Annotated in this window: 9 protein-coding genes; 2 read left to right on the top strand and 7 right to left on the bottom strand. The window is 55.1% G+C overall.

The features are described from left to right. Positions 1–72: 72 nt before the first annotated feature. On the bottom strand, positions 73–2,070 hold the full coding sequence (locus FGL10_RS03440) for a site-specific recombinase (RefSeq protein ID WP_495664075.1): 1,998 nt from the start codon (positions 2,068–2,070) through the stop codon (positions 73–75). 297 nt (positions 2,071–2,367) lie between these two features. Between FGL10_RS03440 and FGL10_RS03435 the strand changes: the two genes are divergently transcribed. Next, a complete protein-coding gene (locus tag FGL10_RS03435) occupies positions 2,368–4,395 on the top strand; it encodes a BCCT family transporter (RefSeq protein WP_036469551.1) in 2,028 nt (675 codons plus the stop codon). Positions 4,396–4,484: 89 nt separating this feature from the next. Here the strand turns inward: FGL10_RS03435 and FGL10_RS03430 are convergent, their stop codons facing one another. The 5 genes from FGL10_RS03430 to FGL10_RS03410 all read right to left on the bottom strand — a co-directional run bounded on the left by FGL10_RS03430 (position 4,485) and on the right by FGL10_RS03410 (position 11,149). Next, positions 4,485–6,038, bottom strand: coding sequence for a fatty acid--CoA ligase (locus tag FGL10_RS03430; protein WP_003708556.1), 1,554 nt, complete (start codon positions 6,036–6,038; stop codon positions 4,485–4,487). 204 nt (positions 6,039–6,242) lie between these two features. Next, positions 6,243–7,433, bottom strand: coding sequence for an SGNH/GDSL hydrolase family protein (locus FGL10_RS03425; protein WP_036475074.1), 1,191 nt, complete (start codon positions 7,431–7,433; stop codon positions 6,243–6,245). Beyond that, positions 7,430–8,416, bottom strand: coding sequence for a peptidoglycan O-acetyltransferase PatB (gene patB / locus FGL10_RS03420; protein WP_036469570.1), 987 nt, complete (start codon positions 8,414–8,416; stop codon positions 7,430–7,432). The genes FGL10_RS03425 and patB overlap by 4 nt, the downstream gene beginning before the upstream one ends. A gap of 10 nt (positions 8,417–8,426) precedes the next feature. Continuing rightward, entirely contained in the window at positions 8,427–9,863 is a 1,437-nt protein-coding gene (locus FGL10_RS03415) for an MBOAT family O-acyltransferase (protein ID WP_003708548.1), read from the bottom strand. A gap of 128 nt (positions 9,864–9,991) precedes the next feature. Then, on the bottom strand, positions 9,992–11,149 hold the full coding sequence (locus tag FGL10_RS03410; RefSeq protein WP_036469548.1) for a sugar transporter: 1,158 nt from the start codon (positions 11,147–11,149) through the stop codon (positions 9,992–9,994). Positions 11,150–11,295: 146 nt separating this feature from the next. Here FGL10_RS03410 and FGL10_RS03400 point away from each other — a divergent pair, with 146 nt between their 5' ends. Further along, on the top strand, positions 11,296–11,508 hold the full coding sequence (locus tag FGL10_RS03400) for a heavy-metal-associated domain-containing protein (protein WP_002232550.1): 213 nt from the start codon (positions 11,296–11,298) through the stop codon (positions 11,506–11,508). A 90-nt stretch (positions 11,509–11,598) separates the two neighbouring features. Here FGL10_RS03400 and FGL10_RS03395 read toward each other — a convergent pair whose 3' ends face one another. Next, positions 11,599–16,824 carry a RecQ family ATP-dependent DNA helicase gene (locus FGL10_RS03395; protein ID WP_003708543.1) on the bottom strand — a complete coding sequence of 1,742 codons (5,226 nt, stop codon included), beginning with the start codon at positions 16,822–16,824 and terminating at the stop codon, positions 11,599–11,601. Between the last annotated feature and the right edge of the window lie 115 nt (positions 16,825–16,939).

The following is a 16,939-nucleotide window of genomic DNA, read 5'->3' as shown; positions in this document are numbered from 1 at the left end:
GCATCCTTTTATGGGGATTTTCCGCATCAGGGCGGTATTCGGGGCGAAGCCCGCTTCAGACGGCATTGCCGGTCAAGGCTTGTCCGAAGGAGGATGTCCCTGTTCTTTGGCGGGCGGGAGGAAAAGTATGCAGGGATTGCTTTTAATCTGATTCCAAAAACTCTTAATCAGATTGCGGATGCTGCCGATTTTCGTGCCGCGCGAGCGCAGGGCGACGAAGAGGGCGAGGCTGAAACTGACGCAGAGGTTGACCAAGCCGATGGCGAGGACGCTGAGAATGCCGAGTACGAATGTACCCAAGCCGACGTTGCCGCTGACGGCGGCATAGCCGAGGTTGGCGGAGGAAAAGGCGACGTGGCGGATGTCCAGCGGCAGCCCGAGGAGGTGTCCGAAATAGCCGGTCATACCTAAGAGCATCCCGAAGATGAAGTTGCCGACCAACGAGCCGTAGTGTTTGTGGATGTAGGCGGCGAGGACGCGGCGGGGCCCGGGGCGCATGATTTTACGCAGCAAGGGGTTGAAGGGCAGGCGTTGGCGCAGGTTGAGGTAGTCGGCGCGGTTGTCGAAGAAGCCTGCGATGATGCCGGAGCAGAACAGCCACAGGCCTGCAATGGCGGCATACCACAGCGTCGGGTAAGCGATGATGTCTATGGATTTGAACTGGTAGGCGGCGGTGTGTGCATCGAGTATGGGCAGCCGGTACAGATGGGCATAGCCGAACGATATGGCGCACGCCAAAAGGATGGCGATGGAAACGTTGCCGAAAACGGCGACACTTTGGGAACGGCATACGTCGATGAGGAGCTTGGCGAGTTTGTTGTCCACCGCTTTGCCGCCTTCGTTGAGATCGACCTGTTCGGCAAAGCTGGCGGCAGTCATCGCGGGCTGTTTGGTGGCGACGGTGCAGTGCAGCATATGGATGATCATAAAGCCGATGCCGTAGTTGAACCCAGCCGACAAGGAAGTCAGGAAGGGGCTGAGGCCGAGTGTGCCGATGCGGATTTTGAGCAGCGCCATCAGGGCGATGATGATGCCGCCGCCTGCCGCCGAGTAGAACATTTTGAAATATTCTTTGCGGTTGCGGGTGATGTAGTGTTCGCCGTGGTGGCTTTTGTTTTCGGTAATGCTGCGGGCGAGCATACGGATGCTGCTGCGGCGCAGGTGGCGGGTGCTGTATTGTTCGACTGCCGCGTAGATGAGGGAGTTCATCAGGGCGATGGTCAGGCGGTTGCTGTTGCCGGCACCGGTTTGGATGTCGGTGAGCAGCTTCAGACGGCCTACGGTCTGCCGGAGCCGTTCGAGCAGGTGGGCGACTTTGACCGACGAACCGGAGCCGGCGCCCGTCCCTTTGCGGCGCAAATAGTCAATCTGGCTGAAACATTGGTCGAACATCACTTCGAGGTGGGCGGTGTCGTAAGGCGCGGTGCCGTTGCGGTAGTGTTCGACCAGTTTGGCGGTTTCGCGTTGGAGGGCAACGAAGGAAGAATCGGCTTCCAGCAGGCGCGGGGCGATGCGGATGAGGTCGGGCTCGATGGCTTCGGATGCCGTCCAGACAGACAGCATTTCGATGGCGCGCAAACGCGCATCGGCAAGGCGGATGCCCGCCGTCTGCAATTTGGACGGCTCGGCGTGGCTCCGGATGAGTTCGTATAAAACCAGCCATTGGCGGATATTGAGCGTTTGCAGCCATTTGTCGTCGTTTTCGGAATGGAAAAGATAAAGGAAGACTTCGCCCAAGTTGGCAAAATCTTTATATGACGGGCTGAAGCGTTCGTATATGCGTATGCCCATTTCCCGGGCAAAGCTGTGGCGCGAGAAGATGCCGAGTTTGATAAGTGCCGGATAAATGTGTATTTGCGCGAGCCAGATGTAAAAACACCGGCTGAAGCGGGACAGTAATTCCCTGTCTTGTTTGAATGTGTCGATAATCAGGTCGAAACGTTCCCCCGCACATTTTTTGCCGCCACGGCGCAAAAATTTAATCAGTGCGTTGAGGACGTTGACAAAATCGGTATGTCCCAAGCTTTCCGAAAGCAGGGGGCGCAGGTTTTGAGGGGTAATTTTCTTCATATCAGCCATTGTACCGCATCGGCAATCCGGCGTTAAACGCCCCGATGGCGGGGAGGGCGCGCCTGCGGAAGGCGGCGCATTTTCCGCCGGTTTGAAATCAAACTATATTAATGATATAATAAATATCGATAAATCAATCTGATAGAATAATCCGTATTGATTTTTAATTTTTTCGATTATAACAATTTCGGCCGGTTTGTGCATTTCGTCATCCGGAAGCCGGTATTTTGCCGGCAGGTTTTGACCGCTTTGCCCGATGACCGGGTTTGTCTGTTTTTAACAAAGGAGTGAGAAGGTTTGTCCCTGTCTGAATTTATAGAACGCCGAACGTCATTTAATCCGATGGTTATTTTGACGACTTTGTTTTTTGTGTGTGTTTTGGTGGTATTGGTTTTAACCGTGCCGGATCAGGTGCAGATGTGGCTCGATCGGGCAAAAGAAGTCATTTTTACCGAGTTCAGCTGGTTTTATGTTTTAACGTTTTCCATTTTTCTGGGTTTCCTGCTGATACTCTCGGTCAGCAGTTTGGGAAACATCAGGCTCGGACGGGATGAAGATGTGCCGGAATTCGGCTTCCTGTCGTGGCTGGCGATGCTGTTTGCGGCCGGGATGGGCGTGGGTCTGATGTTTTTCGGCGTGGCAGAGCCGTTGATGCATTATTTTTCGGACATTACGGCCGGCACGCCGGAACACAGGCAGCAGCAGGCATTGCTGCACACGGTGTTCCATTGGGGCGTTCACGCTTGGTCGGTGTACGGTACGATTGCATTGGCTTTGGCTTATTTCGGTTTCCGCTACAAGCTGCCGCTTGCCCTGCGTTCTTGTTTTTACCCCCTGTTGAAAGAAAAAATTTCCGGAAGGTTCGGCGATGCCATTGATATTATGGCGTTGCTTGCTACTTTTTTCGGCATCATCACCACATTGGGGTTCGGGGCTTCGCAACTGGGCACCGGATTGCAGGAAATGGGCTGGATTGCCGAAAACAGCTTCAGCGTGCAGGTTTTGATTATCGCCGCCGTCATGTCCCTCGCCGTCGTTTCGGCAATATCCGGGGTGGGGAAGGGCGTGAAGGTGTTGAGCGAGTTGAACCTGGGCCTTGCGTTTTTGCTGCTGTTTTTTGTTTTGGCGGCGGGTCCCACCGTTTACCTGTTGTCGGCATTCGGCGACAACATAGGGAACTACCTCGAAAATCTGGTGCGCCTCAGTTTTAAAACTTATGCGTACGAACGGGAACACAAGCCGTGGTTTGAATCTTGGACGGTGCTTTATTGGGCGTGGTGGTGTTCTTGGGCGCCGTTTGTGGGTTTGTTTATCGCGCGCATTTCAAAGGGGCGCACCATCCGCGAGTTTGTCTTCGGGGTTTTGCTCATACCCGGCCTGTTCGGCGTTTTGTGGTTTACCGTCTTCGGCAATACGGCGATTTGGCTGAATGACGGGGTTGCGGGGGGAATGCTCGAAAAGATGACCTCCTCTCCGGAAACGCTGCTTTTTAAATTCTTTAATTACCTCCCTCTGCCCGAATTGACGAGCATCGTCAGCCTGCTGGTCATTTCTCTGTTTTTTGTAACTTCTGCCGATTCCGGGATTTATGTCCTGAACAATATTACCTCTCGGGACAAGGGCTTGAGTGCGCCACGGTGGCAGGCGGTTATGTGGGGCGTGCTGATGTCTGCCGTTGCCGTTTTGCTGATGCGCTCGGGCGGGCTAGGCAACCTGCAGTCTATGACCCTGATTGTTTCCCTGCCGTTTGCCCTGCTGATGCTGATAATGTGTTTCAGCCTGTGGAAAGGATTGAGTGCGGATAAGAAATATTTTGAGACCCGGGTTAACCCTACCAGTGTATTTTGGACGGGCGGCAAGTGGAAAGAACGGCTGGTGCAGATAATGAGCCAGACGCAGGAGCAGGATATTTTAAAATTCCTCAAACAGACTGCATCGCCCGCTATGCACGAGTTGCAACGGGAGCTTTCGGAAGAATACGGCTTGAGCGTCCGGGTCGATAAAATGTTTCATCGGGACGAGCCCGCAATCGAGTTCGTCATTCGGAAAGAGACGATGCGCGATTTTATGTACGGGATTAAATCTGTCGGGCAGGATGTATCCGACCAGTTGATTAACGACGACAACCTGCCGCATATCCGGCACCAGACAACTTACAAACCTTACGCTTATTTTTTCGACGGGCGCGTCGGGTACGATGTGCAGTATATGAACAAGGACGAGCTGATTGCCGACATTTTGAAAAATTACGAACGTTATTTGATGTTGTTGGATGATGTCGGTCAGGAACTGATGGCGCACGAGCAGGTGGAATTGGCAGAGTAAATGCCTTCCCTCCGGCGTTTGCCAAAAAAATGCGGTGAATCTGATTCAACGCATTTTTTTGCCGGACGGGGCTTCAGACGGCACGGCGTTCATTTGTTTCCTTCAAACTGCTCCTTCAGCACCCGTTTCAATACTTTGCCCGTAGCGTTGCGCGGCAGCGCGTCTTTAAAGTGGATCTGTTTGGGGATTTTGAAATTTGCCAGCACGGTACGCAGGTGGCGGCGGATTTCGTCCTCGCCCAAATCCATACCTTCCTTCAATTGGACGAAGGCGACGATTTCCTCGTCGGCATAACGGTCTTTCACGCCGATGACGGCGGCGGCTTCGACGGCATCGAGTTTGTAGATTTCTTCTTCGATTTCGCGCGGATAGACGTTTTGACCTTTGGAAATAATCAAATCTTTTTTGCGGTCGACGATAAAGATAAAGCCGTCTTCGTCTATGGTAACGAAATCGCCCGTTTTCAACCAGCCGTTGACGATGGTTTCATCGGTGGCGGCAGGCATATTGAGGTAGCCCCGCATCACCGAACCGCCCCTGACGATCAGTTCGCCCACTTCGCCGCGCGGCACTTCGACCAATTCTTCATCGACGGCTTTGACTTCCAAACCGGGCAGGGGGATGCCGACGCTGCGGGCTTTTTGCCGTTCGGGCGTATTGACGGCGACAACGGGCGAGGCTTCGCTCAGTCCGTAGCCTTCCAGCAATTTGGCGCGGGGGAACTTGGCTTTAAAATCGAGGATGGTTTGTTCCGCCAAAGGCGCGCCGCCGCTGATAAACAGGCGGATGCGGTTGAACCATCTGAAATACCAAGGGATTTTCGCCTTGCTCATCGCGGTGTAAATCGCGGGTACGCCCAAAAACACGGTCGCGCGTTTGAGCAGGGCCTGTTTCAAAACATTGGAAAAGGGGAAAACGGATTTGACCAAAATAATCGAACACGCCATATAAATCGGCAGCAGCACCATAGCCGTCAGCGTGAAGCTGTGGAACATCGGCAGGAAAACGATAAAGCGGTCGCGTTTGGAAATTTTAAAGATGCGTTCGATGCCGTTCAGGTTGGCGAACAGGTTGGCGTAACTGATTAGCGCGCCTTTGGGATGCCCCGTCGTGCCGGAGGTGTAGATGATGTGTGCCAAATCATCTATCCGGGGTTGGAGGCCCAAGTCGGGTTTTTCGGGGAAGCGGCGCACGTCTTCAAAAAAGGCATCGCCTTCCGCCATTTCGCCGTCCGGACGGCTTTGGCCCGTCCAAATGATTTTTTCGACGGGCGTTTGCGCCTTCAAGCCCGCCAATTCTTTTGACAGGCCGGCCGAGGCAAACAGGAAGCGCGCCTTGCAGTCGTTCAGGATATACGCGTATTCGCTGTTTTTCAAAAATGTGTTCATCGGTACGGCGACCGCGCCGATGGCGGACACGGCGAAATAGGCGGTAATAAATTCTGTGGAATTGGAAACCGCCAGCGCGACCGTGTCGCCAAACTTCACGCCGATATTTTGCAGATACGCCGCAACGGCTTCGGCTTCCTGCTTGAGCGCGCGGTAGGCGGTTTTTTCCTTGCCGTCGAACACTGCCGTACCGTTGCCGTTTTTGCGGCAGGCGGCGGCGAGCATTTCGTAGAAATTGGCATAAGTCCGGTTCATGAAACTTCCTTTATGGTTGCGGACGGCGAACGCCCTTATTTGAAAACAATATACCGTCTGAAAACGGAAGGCGGCAGTTTATCATCTTTGCCTTCAGACGGCATATCGAACGCCGCCTTTGCGCCGTATGCCGGTTGCGGATGAATCCGCCTTGCCCGGGCAAACCGTGCGCGGGGCGGCTATGCCGTCTGAAAGCCTTTTTGTTTACCGTTTCGGGGCGGCGCGGACGAGTTCTTCGAGGCTGTCGGCGAGCATTTCCGCCGACCGTTGGTAGCCTTTGGCGGAAAAGTGTACGCCGTCTTTGGCGGCCCATCCGTGGTTGAGCCAGTTTTTCATACTGCAAACGCCGCCCATCGCGTTTTGCCAAGACCAGAACATCGTCTGCCCCTGACGGGCGACGCGCCGCTGCATCTGTTGGACTTCGGTCAGGCGGGCGGGGCGCGTGCCGCATACGCCGAGCGTGTTTTTCAGGGATTCGGGCGCGCCGATGATGAGGATGCCGGCGGCAGGCAGGCTGTCGCGGATTTGGCGGACGGTATCCAGCCATTTTTGTTCGGTGTCGGCAATGTCGATATTGTTGTTGAAGGCTTCGTTGGTGCCGTAGGAAAGGATAACCAAATCGGCGCCGGTTTGAGCGAGGTCGTTCATACGGTCGGCACGCCATTTCGACCATTGGGACAATTGTGCGCCGTTGATGCCCATGGCGGAAACGGTAATGCCGCCGGCGGGATTTTCGATGTTGATGAAGCCGATGTCCCACGGCATTTCGGTCTGTATGGTCAGGGGCAGTGCCGCGCCCGTATCCAGTACCTGCCAGCCGCCGCCGTTGGCGGAGACGGTGTTGCCGTTGACGGTCAGGGTTTGTTCGGCAAGCAGGGGTTTGGCAAACAGGGAAACGCGCTGCTTGCCGGTCTTACCGTCCGATGCGGTCAGGGTCATGCTGCCGCCGCTGCCGGTGTGGGCGAGGATGCCGCCGAGCGGGAAGTCTCCGGTGTTGTTCCTGCTGGTGAGGCTTTGCCAGTTGCCGTTGTGCCGGACTGCCGCCATACGCTGCCCTTTGACGTTGGCGGGGTAAACCCAGCCTATGCCGCCGTCGCCCCAGGTTTTTTGCAGGCGTTTGCGCAGGCTGTCGGTAAAGAAGTCGCCGGCGGTATGCGAGTCGCCGATTTGCAGGATGCGGAAGGTCTCGCCGCTGCCTTGTGCGACGGATTGGAGTTTTTTCATCCAAGGCGAGGCGGCGGCGTTGCCGTAGTCGGTCAAGAGCCCGTTTGTATCGGTGTAGGGGGCGGACGGGGAAACGGTAACAGTGTCGAGGCTGACGGAGGCGACGGGCAGGGCGTTTGCCTGCGTGGCGGCGAACAGGGCGGAAAATGCGATGAGGTGTTTGGAATTCATGGCTGTGTACTTGATGGTTGCGTACTTGGTTCAAAAACGATTTTTTCCATTATTTTTGCCGCCAGCAGTTTTTGTCCTTCGGCGGTAAAGTGTATGCCGTCCTTGCTGCGGTAGCGGACGGGTTTGCCGTTGACGTTGACGGAGTCGGTGTAGCGGTCTTCCCCGCCGCTCAGGGTGTGCGCGGTGGGAATCAGGATGATTTTGCCTTCCAAGTGTTCCGAAAGCAGTTTGTCGAGGTAGCGCATCTGCCCGTCGAGCTTGGCTTTTTTCATGTAGGGTATGCCGAGCCAGACGACTTGGACGTGGTGCGCGCGGGCGGCTTCAAGGATGCGGTCGACGCGTTTCAGGTATTCTTGCGCCCATTCGTCGGAAGCGAATTTGAGGTATCGTTTGCCGACGGGGAAATCCCACGGGTCGTTCGGGCCGAGGAAGACGGCCAGCACGCTGATTTCGGGATGTTTTTTCAGGGTTTCTTCAACCGTTTTCGGCCAGTCGAAGAATGAGGGGTAGGACAGCCCCGTGCTTTGTTTGCTGAGGTTGACGGATTCGATGCCGTATTGCTGTTTCAGGCTTTTTTGCACGAAGGGGGCAACGCCCTGCATCAGCGAGTCGCCGGCGAAAAAGACTTTGTCGCCGGTTCGGACGGCGGCGGCTTCGGTGTCCTGTTTCCATTCTTGGATTTCGCCGGTTTGAGGGGCGGCTTCGGATGCGGCGGCTTCAGACGGCATATCTGCCGAACCGCCGTCTTGGGCCGTCGGCGGCGTTTCGCCGGACAGGAAGGCTTTGATGCCGTCTGAAAGGGCGTAGGCGTTTTCTTGCAACTCTGCACCGGTTTGCCACCATCCGTAGGCGGCAAGCGGTTCGAGCGGGCTGTTGCGGTGGTAGGTCTGCTGCCAGTAGGCGTTGATGGGGTTTTGGCTGAACCACACGGCAATCAGGGCAGACATCAGTATGGAGGCGAAAAGGGAAAGAAAGTTTTTCATGTCCAAACCCTTAAAAATTGGCATAAATAAAGCCGGGTATCCCCGAGGGGGCGAATACGATAATCAGCAGCAGGACGGCGGAAACGGGGATAAACCACAGCCACATCGGGATTTTTTCCAAACCTTTGACCGCGCCGTCGAAAGCGCGTTGCAGGTAAGGGTAGAGCAGCATCACGGATGCAAACGAGGCAAGCAGCAGCATATCCGCCCGTTGCGGCGCATTCCAGCCGCCGGCATTGGCAAAGAGGGCACTGAAAACCGCGCCGGCATCGTCGGGATTGGCGGTATTGAAGACGACGAAGGTCAGGCAGACGAAATGGAAAGTAACAAACCACGAGAGCGGCGCAAGGTATTTCAGACGGCATAGCGCGTCGCGCCCGAAATAGCGGTCGCCCGTGTTGAGCAGCACCAATGCCGTGCCGTGCAGCGCGCCCCAAATGAGGAAGTTCCAGCCGTAGCCGTGCCAGATGCCCGAGAGCACCATTGCCGCCATCAGGTTGAACTGTGTCCGCAAAAAGCCTTTTTTGCTGCCGCCCAAGGGGATGTAGATGTAGTCGCGTATCCAGGTGGAAAGGCTGATGTGCCATTTGTCCCAAAATGCGCGGATGTTTAAAGCACGAAGCGGTGCGGAGAAGTTTTTGGGCAGCCTAAAGCCCAGCAGCATTGCCATACCGATAACCAAATCGGAATATCCGGAAAAGTCTAAAAAGAGTTGGAAGGTATAGCCGTACACGCCGCCCAATACGCCCCAGCCGTCGAATTGGGCGGGATTTTCAAATACGGGCGATACCCAGTTTTCCGCCAGCATCCCCGCCAGCCACCATTTTTTGGCAATGCCCAGCAGAATCAGGGAAACGGCGAGTGCGGGGCGGACGGGTGAGCGCGGTTGGCGGGTACGGATTTGCGCCAATGCGCCCGCCTGCTCGCCGTCTGCGCTTTTGAATGCGGCGGCGCGGATAATCGGGCCGGAGGTAACGGTGGGAAAGAAACTCAGGTGCAGCAGCAGCTCGTGCCAGCTGAAACGCGCGGCGTGCGGGGCGCGGAAGCAGTAAACCAGGTAGGCGATCGACTGGAAGGTGTAATACGAAAGCCCCAGCGGCATCAGGATGTCGATTGCGCCGCCCTTACCCGCATATTGTGCAATCAGCGGACGGAAAAAGTCGAAATATTTGAAAAATCCCAAGACGGTCAGCGAGGCGGCAATGCCGAACCCCAGCCAGAAACGGCGCGTATTTTCGCGATCGGAACGGAGCAGTTCGCCCAAAAGGTACACGCAGGAGGAATAAAGGACGATGATTGCCGCAAATACGGGGCCGATATGGTAGAGCCAGCCCATACCGGCAGCCAAAAGCAGCAGGTTTTGGACGGACGGGTATTTCGCCCAGCCCCAGTAAATCGGCAGGAAGGCGAGAAAGAACAGTGCGAACTCGACAGACAGCAGCGGCATAAACCATCCTTGGAACAAAAAATAGGCGTTAAAACACGGCAAAGCCCGTTATTTTAAGCAGGGGCGGATATTTCTTCAATCAAAATGCCGTCTGAAGGGTGGGAGGGGCTTCAGACGGCATCGCGCGGTCAGGTTCGGATATGGCGGTTCAGGTTCAGGCACAGCCACAAACCTGCCGCCGATACCAGCATACCGGCGATGCCGATACGGGAAATGCCGGCATATTGCGTTACCAAATGCCCCAGCAGCGCGCCGCCGCCGATACCGACGTTGTAAAGTCCCGAATAAATCGAGTTGGCAAGGTCTGCGGCATCGGAGGCGAAATCCAAAACTTTAGAAACCATCCCCAAGCTGACGATCACAATCGCCGTCCCCCATACGAACACCAGCGCGTAAATGGCGGCAGGCAAATGCGCCAAAGGCAGCAAAAGCCCTGAGGACAAAGCGATGACTGATACCGCGCCCGCCAAAAATGCGCGCGGATGTTTGGCAAACCATTTGCCGAACAGGTACGACGCGGCAAAGCCCGCCAAGCCGTACAGCCCCAGCACCACCGTAACCTGCCGCGCGGAGAAACTGCCGATTTGGATGACGAAGGGCTCGATGTAGCTGTATGCGGTAAAGTGCGCCGTGATGACCAGTACCGTCATCGCATACAGCAACATCAGTTTTTTCCGTTTTAAAAGCAGGGGCAGGCTGCTTAAAGAACCGGCATTCACGCTCGGCAGGCGCGGCAGGCTTTTGGCAAGCACGGCCATCACCGCCGCCGCACACAAACCAATCAGCAAAAAACTCGCCTGCCAGCCCAAATATTGTCCGACCATACGCCCGAGCGGAATCCCCGCCACCATCGCCATTACCGTCCCCGTACTGAGCAGCCCCAATGCCTGATTTCCTTTTCCGACAGGGGCGATGCGTACCGCCAGCGAAGCCGTAATGGACCAGAACACCGCGTGCGTCAGCGCAATCCCCACGCGGCTTGCGAGCAGGATTTCAAAACGCCATGCGGCAAATGACAGGATGTGGCTGACGGTAAACAGCGCAAACAAAATCAACAACAGACCGCGCCTTTCCATATGGCGCGTCAGCAGCATCAGCGGCAGCGAAGTCAGCGCGACAATCCACGCATAAACCGTAATCATGATGCCTGTTTCGGTCGCCGTCATGCCGAAGCTTCGTCCGATGTCGCTCAAAAGCGCGATGGGGATGTATTCGGTCGTGTTGAAAATAAATGCGCCGATTGCCAAGGCAACGATGCTCAACCAGGGTTTTTGCGAAGCGTTCATTGTTGTTGTCCTGATGGAAATTGCCGCCATTATGCGCAAGCGTCCGTATTTTTTCAAACCGCCGCACCGTTTCCGCGTTTGCCTAAGTTCACGCTCCGACTTACAATAACGCCCGTCAGAATGCAGTACCAACGAAAGGAAAAATGATGGAAACCCTTATCCTCGACATCGGCGGCATGAGCTGCGGCGGCTGCGTCAAAAGCGTTACCCGGATACTGGAAAGCGTCAAAGGCGTGGCAAGCGTCGAAGTCAGCCTTGAAAACAAAAGTGCGACCGTCGGTTACGATCCCGCGCAAACCGATGCGGGGGCGTTGATTGAAGCCGTAGAAGACGGCGGCTATGATGCCGCGTTGAAATAAAGCGGCAAAAATGCCGTCTGAAGCCTTTGCGCTTCCCCGATGCCGTCTGAAGCACGCTCCGTGCCTTCAGACGGCATTTTTATGTAAGGTTTACGGTTTCTGAGGAATCATCAGTACGGGGATGACGACTGCCCATACCGGAATGTCTTCCCGATATTGTTCGAGATATTTTTTGCCGACATCTTCCAAATAGAAGACACCGACAGCGGCAACGGCGGCACGGGCATGTTTGGGGATTTTTTCTTTAAAATTCTTGGCGGTTTTGGCAACCGGTATATTGTTGGCGCAGAAAAGGTAATTGCCGCCGCCGTCTTCAATGATGTCCAGGCTGTCGCCGGTTTTCAACATTTTGGCAGCTTCGATGCGTTCGCCGATTTCCCCGTATGAAGGATTTTCGTTTTCTCGGGCGATGAAGCCGATATCCAACGCTCCTCCATAGTTGGAAAGCATCCTATATTCGACATTCAATTCAGGCAGTTCGGCAAAGGTGCGGCCTATGCGCTCTACGTCTTCGGGCAGCGCGTTTATCCAGGGATGGCGGGGTGAGTGGCAGATCAGCGTCAGCGTCTTTTTGGCACGGGTCATGGCGACATAATAGAGGCGGCGGTTTTCGTCGCTGCGCTCTTCCCAGCCGTCGTCCAGGATAAAGACGTGGTCGAACTCCAAACCTTTGGATGAATGCGCCGTTCCCAAGAATATGCCGTCTGAACGGCTGATTTTTTCGTTGCCGACATATTCGTACAGCCAGTTTTTCAGAAATGCCGCAGGATGTTGCGGTGCGGCAGTGTTTTCAGACGGCCGGGCAATGGGGAATTCGTTGAGGAAGTCGGCTTTAAGCTGTGCGAACCAGTTTTCCCATTTCTTGCCGCTGTGCCTGATTTCCTTCTCTATCAACCGACAGAAATCCGCCGAAGAAAGCATACCGTCCCCCGCCGTTTCGATGCCGTGCACCAGACGGACAAATTCGCGTGTTTTGCATAAAGACAGGTTTTGTTCGTTTGTCAGGAAGTAGGGGATGCTGTTTTGTTCGCACCATGCCTGCATGGGGTTGAGTGTGTCGTTGTTGCGGGCAAGGACGGCGATGCTGTTCCAAGAGATGTCCGCCAAATTCCGCAAACGCCGTATTTCCGCAATGACGGCTTGGGATTGGATGTTGAAGCGTCTTCTCCGGTTGAACTCGGGGTGCAGGCGGATGACGCGGACGCGGCCTTGGCGTTCGGGGTCGGTTTGCGTCCAAATGCCGCCGTCGGGGTCTTGTCGCCTTTCGGGATTGACGGCGATAGGGTGCAGGTTTTTCAGGCGGTCGGGCATTCCGCTTATCACGCGGTTGGCGGCGGCGATGATGTTTTGCGTGCTGCGGTAGTTGAAAGTCAGGAAATCGGGCGAATCCACGCCGTATTCTTCCTGAAAACGGCGGATGTATTCGTTGCTGCTGCCGTTGTAGGCAAAGATATTTTGGTCGTCGTCGCCGACTGCAAGAATGGTCAGCTTGTCTTCATCGTCGCGTTTCCTGCCTGCCAGCGCGGAAACCAGCCTGTAATGCCGTTCGCTGATGTCTTGGTACTCGTCTACAAGGATATAGCGGAATCCCGACATGATGCGTTCGCGCGCTTCGTCCCCATCGCCGCCGCCGATGCCGTCTGAAAGCATAGCGGTGGCGGCTTCACACCATTTTTCAAACTGTTCTTCGGTTTTCCGTTTCTCCTGTTCTCTGCTTTTGCCGTCGAAGCCTTTGCTGTCGAAACGTACGCCTAAAAGCCGCATTGCCATACCGTCGTAAGTCAGGACGGTAACGGCCCGGGCAAGGTTGCCGACCAGTCCGTGCAGGCGGCGTTTGACTTCCAGCGCGGCAAGCCGGGTAAAGGTCAGGACGATGATGGAGGATGCCGGAACGTGTTGGACGCGCAGAAGATAGGCGACACGATGGACGATGATGCGCGTTTTGCCGGAACCGGGGCCGGCAAGCACCAGGCGGTTCCTGCCGCTCTGATCGGTAACGACGGCTTTTTGCACGCTGTTCAGACCGTCCGTGACGGTATGGAGGGTATCCGGGGAGACGGGTTCTTCCAATTCTTTCAGCCTTCCTGAAAACCATTTGTCCTTAAATGATTTTTCATCCGTTTTAAAATAGTCGGCGACCAGGTTTAAGGCTTCGGTAATGTTTTTGAGCGCGCGTTCCGCATATTCGCGCATGACGTGGATTTGGAAACGTTTTTCCCCGTAAAACGTTTCCAAGGGGCGGTAGTCCGATTTGAGGTATTGCCGTTTGGATTCCAGCGCGTTCCGGTTGGGGACGATGGTCATCGCGTGGCGCAGGATGGTAATGCCGTGGTTCAGTTTGATGATGCCCAGTTTGTGCATGAACAGCAGCGCCTGCTTGAGCAGGGTTTCGCGGCGGTTTGCCGGAATCTGTACCGACAATTGCATATCGTCGGCAAGCTGCTGCACCATTTCGCCGATTCCGGTTTCTACGACGACATCTTTCCGCCGGACGCCCTCTGTTTTGCCGGCGAGGAAGGACAGGATGCGGGCGCAGATGTTGCGGCGCAAAAGGGCGGTTTCTTGAATATTTTCCCAGCTGTCATTGTTTTTGAAGCGGATTTTCAGGCAGCCGTTGCCGAAGTCGCGGATTTCAAAGCTGCCGTTTTTATTGGATTCGAGTGCGGATTTGTCGTCCGCAAAAGACAGGATGAGCTGCTTGATTTCGGCGGGCGTGCTTTCCAGTCCCGAATCGTGCATTTCATAGCAGACGGCATTGACGGCGAGATTTTGCCATATTCCTTGGTCGGCATCGGGAATTTCCGTTTTCAATATCTGCCAGAGTTTTTCTTCCCACCGGCTTATTTTTTCCAAAAGCCCCGACGATGGTTTGACGTTGTCGGTACGCAGGATGACGGTCATACGCGTATCGTTGGTCAATATGCCCATTTCTTCGAGGCTGTGCAGGTGTCCGCGCAATTCTTCCAAGCTGCATGCGGTCGCCTGTATCAGGTCGTCGGTACTGAGCGGCTTGTCATCCGGTGCGTTGAATACGATTTCGGCAATGGTCAGGTAGATTTCTTTGAGCCGTCGGGCGAACCGGCCTTTTTGAATCAGCTCCGAAGCCTGTTCCAGAGTCAGTTTGCCCGAGCGTGAAGGGAAGATTCTGGTGCGGTTTTCTTTGCGGTCGAGCAGTTCGGCACGTTCCAGCCAGGAAATGGCGGTTTTGATTTTGGTGTCCGATTGGCGGTCGTCCCTGTCGAAGCTCATATATTCTTCGCTGTCTTTGAGAATCTCGCCGCCGGTGGCGACGACTTCGCCGCAACCGTCCCTGCCGTGTGCAGCCGTGTTGAGCATGCCGATTTTGCGCCATACCGTTTTGAGGTCGCGCAATTCTATTTGCGACATTTTGCTGATGCCGAATTGGGTATCTACATCGCTTTTCTCATAAAGCAGGATGCATTTTGCCTCTTCGCGGTCCCGTCCGGCGCGCCCGGCCTCTTGAAGGTAGTTTTCCAGCGAACCGGTGATTTCGGCATGAATAACCAACCGTACATCAGGTTTGTCCACGCCCATGCCGAAGGCGTTGGTGGCGACGATGACGCGCAACCCGCCTTCGATAAAGCGGTTCTGTATGTCTGCTTTAGCATTGGTTTCCAGGCCTGCGTGGAAGTATTCGCACGCCCAGCCTTGTTTTTGGAGGTATTCGTTATAGTCTTCCGCACTTTTGCGCCTGCCGACGAAAACGACTGCGCCGCCCCTTTGATGGTCGAGTTCTCGGTGGAGCAGCTCGTCGATTTTTTGTTTTTTGATGCCGTCTGAAGCTTCGAAAACTTCGTAAGACAGGTTGTCGCGCGCGTTGTCGCCGATAAATTGCCTGAATTCTATGCCGGCCTGTTCGCGGAAATTATCGGTAATGTCGGCAAGTACGTCGGGTTTGGCGGTGGCGGTAAAGCAGCTTACCGGTGCGGTGCCGCCGTTTTTCCTGCCGTGTTCGGCGATGAATTTGACCGCATACAGGTAATCGGGTCGGAAATCGTGCCCCCATTTGGACAGGCAGTGTGCTTCATCGAATACCCAGCCGTTGATTTGACGTTGGGAAATGGCGGAAATGAAACTGTCGTTGCGGAACTGTTCGGGGGCGACCAGCAGGATGCCGATGTCGCCTAATGCGGTTTTGTCCAATATTTCGGCACGTTCGACCACTTCGACCAGGCCGTTGAGCATGGCGGCGCAGGTAATGTTTTTTCTGAGCATTCCGTCCAGCTGGTCTTTCATCAGCGACTGCAGGGGCGAAATGACGACGGTCAGCCCGCCGTTACGGTAATAGCGGTTGAGCGCGGGAACTTGATAACACAGGGATTTCCCGCCGCCAGTGGGCAGGACTGCCAGCGTGTGCAGACCTTTCATCCCCGACTGCACAATGGCGCGCTGCCCACCTTCGAAACCTTTGAAACGGCGGAATTCGGACAGTTTGAAATAACGCTGCAACTGGGCTTCGGGATTGAGCATGTCGGCGCAGTAGTTGCAGTTGCTGTCGCCGCAGTCGTGATCGCGCAATTCGGCAATCAGCCGGGCCGTTTCGGGAAAACGGCTCCGCACCCACGGGGCAAGCACGGAGTTGCCGCCGGAGACGTTCAGCCATGACAGGGCATAGGCAAGCGAAGGATAGATGTCGCGATTGTGGATGTCGGTTTTCATCAACTCCAGAAAACGTGTACGGCAGACTTTCAAACGCCCTTTTTCTTCGTTGTCCTGCATCATCATCCAAATAATGCGTATCAATCGGTTGGTATCCGGGTGTTCGGTACGTTCGGCGAGGGAGATGCCGTCTGAAAAACGATACGGCAGATGCATATCGGACAATGCCGTCCACAGGGTAAATTCATCGGGCCTTTCGGTTTTGATTTTGCCGAATGCGGCACACTGGTCCTGAAAAAGCTGCCAACAGGCGCGGCAGTCCGCCAACGGGGAGTTGAGTTCGGAAGAGATGATTTTGTAGTTTTTAATCAGACGGTGGTACGGGTTTTGCGGAAAGGCGAGCGGCGACAGCTTCAGCGTATCGATAACGGGCAATGAAAGCCACGCCCGGTCGGGCGCGGCTTTTTTCAAATACGGCAGGTCGTGTTCGAGGAGGTTGTGCCCCATCAGCCATTCCGCACCTTCCGCGAGGGGCTGCATTTCCGCCAATGCCTTCCTGAAACCTTCTTCATGGCGGAAGCTTCGTTCGAAGCCGAGGTCAAGGTCGGGCCGGTATGCACCGATTTTGAAGACGGTATCGGTTTTGGGGTTAATTTCCAAGTCGATGATTAAAACGGCAGGTACGGCAAAATCCATGGCGGTCGGGATACTGGCATAAAACGGTCAATATACCATAGTGTTGCGCCTTTATCCCTGATTTCGGCAAGATGCGGAGGGATGCGTCCGGACGTATGCGCATACCTTCAGACGG

Origin of the sequence: Neisseria lactamica, assembly GCF_901482445.1 — a bacterium.
Classification (GTDB): domain Bacteria; phylum Pseudomonadota; class Gammaproteobacteria; order Burkholderiales; family Neisseriaceae; genus Neisseria; species Neisseria lactamica.
Note: the sequence above shows the minus strand (reverse complement) of the source record. Positions and strands in the feature narration are given on the sequence as shown.

Excerpts from the sequence above, each read along its gene's own strand:
- FGL10_RS03440 (WP_495664075.1), bottom strand. The coding sequence starts at position 2,070 with ATGAAGAAAATTACCCCTCAAAACCTGCGCCCCCTGCTTTCGGAAAGC.
- FGL10_RS03430 (WP_003708556.1), bottom strand. The coding sequence starts at position 6,038 with ATGAACCGGACTTATGCCAATTTCTACGAAATGCTCGCCGCCGCCTGC.
- FGL10_RS03425 (WP_036475074.1), bottom strand. The coding sequence starts at position 7,433 with ATGAATTCCAAACACCTCATCGCATTTTCCGCCCTGTTCGCCGCCACG.
- patB (WP_036469570.1), bottom strand. The coding sequence starts at position 8,416 with ATGAAAAACTTTCTTTCCCTTTTCGCCTCCATACTGATGTCTGCCCTG.
- FGL10_RS03415 (WP_003708548.1), bottom strand. The coding sequence starts at position 9,863 with ATGCCGCTGCTGTCTGTCGAGTTCGCACTGTTCTTTCTCGCCTTCCTG.
- FGL10_RS03410 (WP_036469548.1), bottom strand. The coding sequence starts at position 11,149 with ATGAACGCTTCGCAAAAACCCTGGTTGAGCATCGTTGCCTTGGCAATC.
- FGL10_RS03400 (WP_002232550.1), top strand. The coding sequence starts at position 11,296 with ATGGAAACCCTTATCCTCGACATCGGCGGCATGAGCTGCGGCGGCTGC.
- FGL10_RS03395 (WP_003708543.1), bottom strand. The coding sequence starts at position 16,824 with ATGGATTTTGCCGTACCTGCCGTTTTAATCATCGACTTGGAAATTAAC.